The organism is Mucilaginibacter sp. P4_E8 (assembly GCF_056401495.1).
In genome coordinates, this window is record NZ_JBFUJG010000177.1 from 1 (window position 1) to 8,591 (window position 8,591).

The 8,591-nt window shown below is 43.7% G+C and carries 8 protein-coding genes; 7 read left to right on the forward strand and 1 reads right to left on the reverse strand.

The window, feature by feature from the left end; all coding sequences use genetic code 11:
• The 6 genes from AC1DRQ_RS27745 to arsB all read left to right on the forward strand — a co-directional run.
• A partial coding sequence (locus AC1DRQ_RS27745; RefSeq protein WP_477428797.1) for a sensor histidine kinase occupies positions 1-931 on the forward strand: 931 nt, incomplete at its 5' end.
• 682 nt (positions 932-1,613) lie between these two features.
• Positions 1,614-2,177, forward strand: a complete 564-nt coding sequence (locus AC1DRQ_RS27750) for a DUF6428 family protein (RefSeq protein ID WP_477428799.1) — start codon at positions 1,614-1,616, stop codon at positions 2,175-2,177.
• Between the two features lie 12 nt (positions 2,178-2,189).
• Complete coding sequence (gene arsN2, locus AC1DRQ_RS27755) at positions 2,190-2,621, forward strand: arsenic resistance N-acetyltransferase ArsN2 (protein WP_477428801.1); 432 nt, start codon at positions 2,190-2,192, stop codon at positions 2,619-2,621.
• 2 nt (positions 2,622-2,623) lie between these two features.
• Entirely contained in the window at positions 2,624-3,037 is a 414-nt protein-coding gene (locus AC1DRQ_RS27760) for an arsenate reductase ArsC (protein ID WP_477428803.1), read from the forward strand.
• 46 nt (positions 3,038-3,083) lie between these two features.
• Positions 3,084-3,413: an ArsR/SmtB family transcription factor gene (locus AC1DRQ_RS27765; RefSeq protein ID WP_477428805.1), complete on the forward strand. Its 330-nt coding sequence runs from the start codon at positions 3,084-3,086 to the stop codon at positions 3,411-3,413.
• 46 nt (positions 3,414-3,459) lie between these two features.
• Complete coding sequence (gene arsB / locus AC1DRQ_RS27770; RefSeq protein ID WP_477428807.1) at positions 3,460-4,533, forward strand: ACR3 family arsenite efflux transporter; 1,074 nt, start codon at positions 3,460-3,462, stop codon at positions 4,531-4,533.
• 223 nt (positions 4,534-4,756) lie between these two features.
• Here the strand turns inward: arsB and AC1DRQ_RS27775 are convergent, their stop codons facing one another.
• Complete coding sequence (locus AC1DRQ_RS27775; protein ID WP_477428809.1) at positions 4,757-6,841, reverse strand: beta-galactosidase; 2,085 nt, start codon at positions 6,839-6,841, stop codon at positions 4,757-4,759.
• A 236-nt stretch (positions 6,842-7,077) separates the two neighbouring features.
• Here AC1DRQ_RS27775 and AC1DRQ_RS27780 point away from each other — a divergent pair.
• The coding region (locus tag AC1DRQ_RS27780; RefSeq protein ID WP_477428811.1) for a family 43 glycosylhydrolase at positions 7,078-8,591 on the forward strand (1,514 nt) is incomplete at its 3' end.

Here is an 8,591-nt window from a genome sequence, read left to right on the forward strand (position 1 = left end):
GGCCTGTACCCTGATTGGTATGACGGCTGAGCAGCTCAATGGCAGATATGCTCCGGATGTTGCTTTAGAGAACGACCTGCTGCGTAATTTGTTGGTAAACGACCAACCCCGGCTAAAAATATTTGCCGATAACCGCGAAAGTTTTTACTCGCGCGAATCATTGTCTGTAAACAGTAAGGACAAAGTGATAGGTAAGGTGATCATATTGAAAAATATAACCGAATATCAGCAACTGGATGAAGCTAAAACTAATTTTATCGCAACCATATCGCATGAGTTAAAAACGCCTATCTCGTCCATAAAAATGAGCCTGAAACTGCTGGAGGACGACCGCATAGGTAACGTGAATACCGAGCAAAAACAGCTGCTTGAAAATATTGATGATGATGCCCGCCGACTGCTGCAAATAACCGGCGAGTTGCTGGATATGGCACAGGTAGAAACGGGCAAGCTGCAGCTTAATTTTGGCAGCACCCATCCTAAAAATATTGTTGACTATGCCGTGAAGGCCATTAAATTTACAGCCGACCAAAAACAGGTTAAAATTAAAGTACAATGCGATGAAAGCCTGCCCGACGTTCATGCCGATCTGGATAAAACCACATGGGTATTGATCAACCTGCTATCGAACGCTATAAAATATAGCCACGAAAAATCGACGGTTGAATTGGTGGTTAAAAAACATCATAGTGATGAGATCGAATTCTCGGTTCAGGATCATGGCAAGGGTATCGAAGAAAAATATTTATCGCGCTTATTTGAGCGCTATTTCAAAATACCAAATGCTACCGCCGACCAAACCGGAACCGGCCTGGGCCTTGCCATTGCCAAAGATTTTATTGAAGCGCAATCGGGCAAAATAGAGGTTAATAGTGAATTGGGAGCGGGGAGCAGATTTACTTTTACGCTGAAGCGGATGGCTGTGGTTTAGTGTAAGAACAAACAAAAATCTCCGCGCGTCATTGCGAGGAACGAAGCAATCTCTAAGCTATACAGAGGGGAAAGACATATCGTATACCCGCTCTTGGCCGCGGGAGGGCCAGTTACTTTTGTCGCCACAAAAGTAACCAAGACCGAGTGTAGCGAGATAATGAGCTCCAATAAAAATAAGTAATAAGCGAATAACGCTTTCAGCAGAAATGCTTCTTTGCGCTCATGGCCTTAGCCCTGCAAAGCAGGCAGAACCACGGGCTGCTTAATTTTTACTCCACTTCGTTCCCGCTATCCCTGCTTCAGTAAAAATTGCTAATGCCCTTCCGGCCGCACAACCCACGATGTTTCTGCCTGATTTCACCCGAAGCTTATCTGCTGACGGGGGAAGAAAGATAATAAATAAAGAATGGACTGTCATGCTAAGCTTGTCGAAGCATGGAGGTGGGGCCTCTGCACGCGAGTCTTCGACAAATTTAAACTGACAGACCTCTTCCTGTATTCCCTTGTCATCCTGAGGAACGAAGGATCTATTGGCAACCTGTGTCCGTGGCAGAAAAGATACTTCACTGCGTTCAGTATGACAAAGTTTTTAAAAGGATGCAGGGATATTTTATGAAAATTCATTTGCATTTAAATTTATTAATCGTAATATTGCAATATAGTATTTAATCATTTTGAATATGAACAATCAGGAAGCAATAAACTGGATAAGCTTTAAAGAGCAATTACTCATGCACCCCGGTCAGGATCTGCAATTTCAATATGCCGAAAACAAGTGGGTTGATGCATCGTACCATATTACCGAAATTAAACAGGCACCCATTGTATCGGTTGACTGCGGCGGTAAAATGAACAGTTGGACTGAAATTATTGTACAGTTATGGGAGCCTGTGGCTCAGCAACAGGACAGGGCCATGAAAGTAGGGAAAGCCTTATCCATTATTGAACTGGTTGAAAAAACATTACCGTTAAATCCGCTGGCTACGGTTAAAATAGAGTTTGGAAATTCGGAGTTTGATACCCGGCAAATGTTCCCCAACAAAATAATAGCTGATGGCGATAACCTGATCGTTGATCTTCGCCCCGATTCGGTGCAATGCAAAGCCATTGAAAGAGGAGGCAGCTGCGGTACTACTGCTACAGGCGAAGAATGCTGTACCCCCGCCAGTGCCAAGCCTAAAATCGAATTAAAAAATTTAGCGGTAACTGCTGAATGCTGTACACCAGGTTCGGGCTGTTGCTAAAAATACAATAATATGCTGATAACAAAAGCCGAAAATTACAGGGAAAACGTGACGCAATTGCTTTCCACTGTAAAACTACCCGCAGAAGATCTGCCTTCATCGCTGGAGAACTTTTATGTAGTAGTGGATAACAGCAATGAAGTAATTGGTGTAGCCGGGTTGGAAATTTATGGTGACTACGGCCTGCTGCGTTCACTGGCTATTTTACCTGAATATCGGGATCGGGGAATAGCGAACCAATTGCTGGAGCGGGTGGAAAGTCTTGCCATATTGAATAACTTAAAGGCCATTTGCCTGCTTACAGAAACAGCACCTGAATATTTTAGCAGGAAAGGATATGCGAGAATTACGCGTGCCGATGTACCAGAGGTAATCCAGGCATCTTCGGAATTTAGCCACGTGTGCCCTGTCTCTGCCATCGTAATGAAAAAAGAATTGATTTAAATATGAAAAAAGTATTAGTACTATGCACAGGCAACAGTTGCCGAAGTCAAATAGCTCATGGCTATTTACAACAATTTGCCGGCAGCAAGGCGCAGGTGTACAGCGCAGGAGTGGAGATTCATGGTGTAAATCCTAAAGCTGTAAAAATTATGGCCGAGGAGGGGGTTGATATAAGTAGCCATACCTCCAATAATGTGGATGAGTATATGGATATCCCTTTTGATTATATTATCACGGTTTGTGATAATGCCAAAGAGAACTGTCCTTATTTTCCATCAAAAGCACAACGTTTCCACCAAAATTTTCCTGACCCGGCCAAAGCTACCGGAACAGAACAGGAGGTTATGGAGGAGTTTAAACGAGTGAGGGATATGATAAAAGTATATGCTGCTGATTTTGTAAAGCAGTACGTTTAAAACGAATCGTTGATTATTAACTGCTTTAATCGTAATATTGCTTGCAATGGGTTTAACCAAAACAGAAAACTTTACCGAAGCTCAAAATGAGCTGGCCAAAATGCTGAAAGCGTTGGCGCATCCAGCGCGCATAGCTATTATTGAGCATTTAATAAAAGCCAATGCCTGCATAGGCGGCGATTTGGTTGAAGTACTTGGATTGGCTCAGCCCACCACCTCGCAACACTTACGCGAACTTAAAGAAGCCGGCCTTATAAAAGGCACTATCGAAGGCACATCCATGAATTACTGCATTAACCAGGTGAAATGGAAACAATATGCCGACAGGTTAAACGCCTTCTTTGTACCGGTAAATTTCCCTGAAAACTGCTGCTGATTTTTTTTGAATCCAATTATTGTTTTATTGCAATATATAATTTTATATGAGTGCCAATAACTGCAACCCCACACAACGGAAAAAGCTGTCGTTTTTAGACAGGTACCTTACTTTATGGATCTTTATAGCCATGGGGGCCGGGGTGGCTTTAGGCTATTTTGTACCGTCGGCCAAAAGCGTTATAAATTCATTTCAATCGGGCACTACTAATGTACCTATTGCAATAGGATTGATGCTCATGATGTATCCTCCCTTTGCTAAAGTACGATTTGAGGAACTGGGGCGGGTGTTCAGTAATGTTAAAATACTTTCTCTCTCCTTGGTCATGAACTGGCTCATCGGGCCGGTATTAATGTTTTTACTGTCGGTCATTTTCCTGCGACACCATCCTGCCTATATGGTAGGTTTGATCATGATCGGACTGGCACGCTGTATAGCTATGGTGATAGTGTGGAACGAACTGGCTGATGGTAACCGCGAATATGCCGCCGGGCTGGTTGCCTTTAACAGCATTTTCCAGGTACTATTTTACAGTCTGTTCGCCTGGATATTTGTCACCGTTTTACCGCCGTACTTTGGGCTTACAGGTTTACAAGTGAACATCAGTATAGGGCAAATAGCGGAAAGTGTATTTATTTATCTGGGTATCCCGTTTTTTGCAGGGTTTATAACACGTTATATTTTACGCAAGGTCAAGGGGGATATATGGTACACCAATCACTTCATCCCTAAAATAAGCCCGATAACATTGATCGCGTTGTTATTTACCATATTGGTCATGTTTAGCCTTAAAGGCGATCTGATTGTACAGATACCATTTGACGTGATCAGGATCGCTATTCCGCTGGTTATTTACTTCGCCATTATGTTCCTGGTTACCTTTATGGCCGGCAAATGGCTGGGTGCGGATTACGCCCAAAACGCCGCGCTTTCCTTTACCGCCGCCGGCAATAATTTTGAACTGGCTATAGCTGTGTCCATCGGTGTATTTGGTATCAACAGTGGCGAAGCCTTTGCCGGGGTGATCGGTCCGCTGGTGGAGGTTCCTGCTTTAATAGCGTTGGTTAATGTGGCCTTTTGGTTGAAGAAACGGTATTATATGCCTATACTCTCAAAATAATGAGTCATGCTGCCTATATTCTTAAGGCAGCTATCGGATTGCATCGCCTAAAAAAGTTTGGGTAGTGCGATTCCTTCTTTGGGGAAGGGGAGGTAGGGGTTTAGTAAACTTTGCAGGTGTATATTGCACGTATAAACCCCTCCCAGCCTCTGCACACAAACCAGCCGCACCCCTCCCCACGGGAGGGAATGGAAAAGCTTAATTAGATAATGGATAAAAAGATCTAATTCACTTCAATGATCTTAACATCCCATGCCGCCAATTGTAAAGTTGATTTTGATGCGATGTTGTTACCCGATAACAGTTCCTTCCCATTACTATAAGGGTAATTCACAGTGGTTTCCTTATCCGAATAATTGAAGTAATAATGAACCGTTTTGCCGTTTTTGTTAACTCCCGATTTGGTAATGACCGGGAACGCGATCTGCTGATCTGTACCCCATAGCCCTGCTTTTTTAACCGCATCAGCTAATACTTTATCGGTTACAGCGCTGCTGGTGAGGCAGCCTATGTAGGTGGCCAGGCCCTTACCATAGCTATTCTCGGTAATAGCAGCATATTTGCCCCAAACAGGATGATCATAATAAGCCAGCACTTTTGCAGTTGTGGGGGTGATCAGTTCCATCCAGGTATTAGCTTTTTTGTCCTCTGGTTTCAAATCAAAGTTGTCACCTTTTAAGGACACATTTTGTGGTTCGGTGAACTGGCTGTAGTATATACCGCAGGCCTCTTCAATAATTCCGGGTTGATGACTGGTACGTACCTTTACGTTCTCGTCAGAGAAACCGCTTTTAAAAGTGTAAATAATGTGCCCCCCATTTTTTACAAAGCGGTTCAAACGCTGCAGCAAACTATCCGGCGCTACGTACAATAATGGTACTATCAGCAGTTTATAATTTTCGATGTTCTGACTGGTAGGGTCAACAAAATCGCAGCTTACATTCATGTGGTAAAGGCCATCATATAGCTGGCGAAGCACATCGTTATATCCTGTGCGTACACCCCAACCAAAGCCAAAAGCTTTAAAACCGCTTAGTGCCTCATTACTGAACAGTATGGCCACATCGCTTTTCTTTTTCAGGTTAATGAGCTGTGGACTTAATCTGGCAAAATCCTTCCCTATCGTTTTAGCTTCGTTATACACCGGGTTAGGCTCAAAATCGTGACTTAATAAACCTTTCCAATAGGTTTCGGCCGAGTTATGGATGGAATGCCAGGGCCAATATTCAACCATATTGGCACCCGAGGCTATATGACTAAAAGCCTGTAGCCTAAGCTGCCCTGGGTAAGGGATCCATTGCGGAAAGCCCTGTGCTTCGGTTTCCATCACCAGGTAATTTTTCCCACCTTTCATGGAGCGGGTAATATCACCACCAAAAGAAATTTCGGCACCGGTCAGCTTATCCTGACTGGCATGGTAAATATCAACTCCGGCAATGTCCAGTGCTTTTGCAGCGGCAAAATGGTCAACATCGGGCTGTATACCAAAGGAGTAACCCCGCCATTCAAAGTCAAAATTGTGGGTAATGAACTGGTCAGGACGTTTATACTCGCGTACAATAGCTGCTTGCCAGGCCAGGTAATCTGTAACCAGTTGCCGCTGAAATTTGGCAAACTCCGATGCCAGGCTGGCATTGATGGTACCGGTCATCGATGGAAAATCGTCCCAGTTATTGATGCGGTTGCTCCAATAATCAAGCCCGAAGATCTTATTAATATTATCAAGCGTTTTGTATTTTGCCTGCATGTATTTTACAAACAGGGCCTGTACGTTAGGCCCTGATGTGCCGTATGATTTAGTTTCGTTATCAACCTGGTAGCCAATAACGGCCGGGTTATCCTTTACATGCTCCATGATCTTCCTGATCGCCCGGTTGGCATAAAAACGGTAATCGGTATTGGTGATATCCATGTTTTGCCTTGCGCCATAATGGCTTGGACCCGATGGGGTAATAGCCAGTATTTCGGGATGTTTCTTCACCATCCAGGTAGGTACGGCATAGGTTGGTGTGCCAATGATCACGCTGATACCGGCCTTATGCATGGCATTGAGTACGCGGTCTATATGTGTAAAATCAAATACGCCGTCCTGCGGTTCAACCGTACTCCAGGTCGATTCTGCAATACGCACCACGTTAATACCGCAGTCCTTCATCATTTGCACATCTTTATCAAGCCTTTCGTAAGGCATGTATTCATCGTAATAAGCTACGCCGTAGAGCAGTTTATCCATTTTAGGGTACTGCGCAAAAGAGTATCCACTAAAAAATAATTGTACCAGTAAAAGCAGCAGGTATTTCTTCTTCATAAATGGTTTTTTAAGGATGAATTGGTTCAGGTGATGAATTTACAAATTAATTGTGTTTTTAACACACAATGAGTATAAGTTTTAATTTACACGTTGGATAGTATTTGTGTTAAAGCTATTTTGTAAGTTAAATGAGTGGTATTTGTGAAATAAATGTAGTAGTAACCGGCATTTTTATTAATATATAAAAACAGATATTAGCCCCCGGTTGTACAACTATAACCTGCTTATAAACCATGAAAATATTTACACGTACTTTAATGCTGCTACTGTTTTGCTTTTGCCTTTTTCAGGGAAATGCGCAAAACAAAAGACTCACCTACTGCAATCCGCTTAATTTGGATTATGGTTATACCCCTTTTCCTGATTTTGCTGCCTGGGGCAAACACCGTGCAACGGCCGATCCAACCATGACTTTGTTTAAAGGCAAATACTACCTGTTTAGTACCAATCAGTTTGGCTACTGGTGGAGTGATGATATGCTGCACTGGAATTTTGTTTACCGCAAATTTGTGCGGCCCTACAATCAGGTAAAGGGCGATGAGCTTTGTGCCCCGGCTACACTGGTTTTAGGCGATACTTTACTGGTGATCGGCTCCACCTACAATAAAGATTTTACCCTGTGGATGAGCACCAACCCAACTCATGACGACTGGAAAGCCGCCAAAGATTATTTTAAAGTTGGCGCCTGGGATCCAGGTATGTTTGCTGATGATGATGGGCGGGTTTATATTTACCACGGCTCCAGCAATACGCTGCCGCTTTACGGGCAGGAGATTGATCGCAAAACGTTTGAACCCATCGGCCCTAAAAAAGAAATGGTAAAGTTAAACCCTGAAAAATACGGCTGGGAGCGTTTTGGCGAGCATAACGATAACGTGTTTCTGCTACCCTTTATCGAGGGCTCGTGGATGAACAAGCACAACGGCAAGTATTACCTGCAGTTTGGCGCACCCGGCACCGAACAAAGCGGTTATGGAGATGGTGTTTTTATTGGCGACAAGCCGCTGGGGCCGTTCACTTATCAAAAGCATAACCCGTTCTCCTACAAACCTGGTGGTTTTGCCAAAGGGGCGGGGCATGGGGCTACTTACCAGGATAAGTTTGGCAACTACTGGCATATCTCTACCATGGGTATCTCCGTAAAAAATAATTTTGAACGCCGTATAGGTTTCTGGCCGGCCGGGTTTGATAATGATGGGGTGCTGTACTGCAATACCGCCTATGGCGATTATCCGCAATATCTGGCATCGGGCCCAGAGGATCACTTGAAAAGTAATTTTACCGGATGGATGATCCTGAATTATAATAAACCGGTCGAAGTTTCATCAACCCTGGGCGCATACGAACCAAACAATGCCGTTGACGAGGATATTAAAACCTATTGGAGTGCCAAAACGGCCAATAAAAGCGAATGGTTTAAAACCGACCTCGGCGCTATCAGTACGGTAAATGCCATCCAGATCAATTATGCCGATCAGGATGCTACTTTTTTGGGGAAATCATTGGGTGTTTTTCATCAATATATGGTCTATTCGTCATTGGATGGAAAAACTTGGAAGCCCTTGATTGATAAAAGTAAAAACAAAACTGATGTGCCGCATGATTATGTAGAGCTGAAAAACCCGGCGAAGGTGCGTTACCTTAAAATGGTAAACCTGCACATGCCAACCGGAAAATTCGCGCTATCTGGTTTCAGGGTGTTTGGTAAGGGGGCGGGAGCAAAGCCCGATACGGTTCAGAGCTTGAT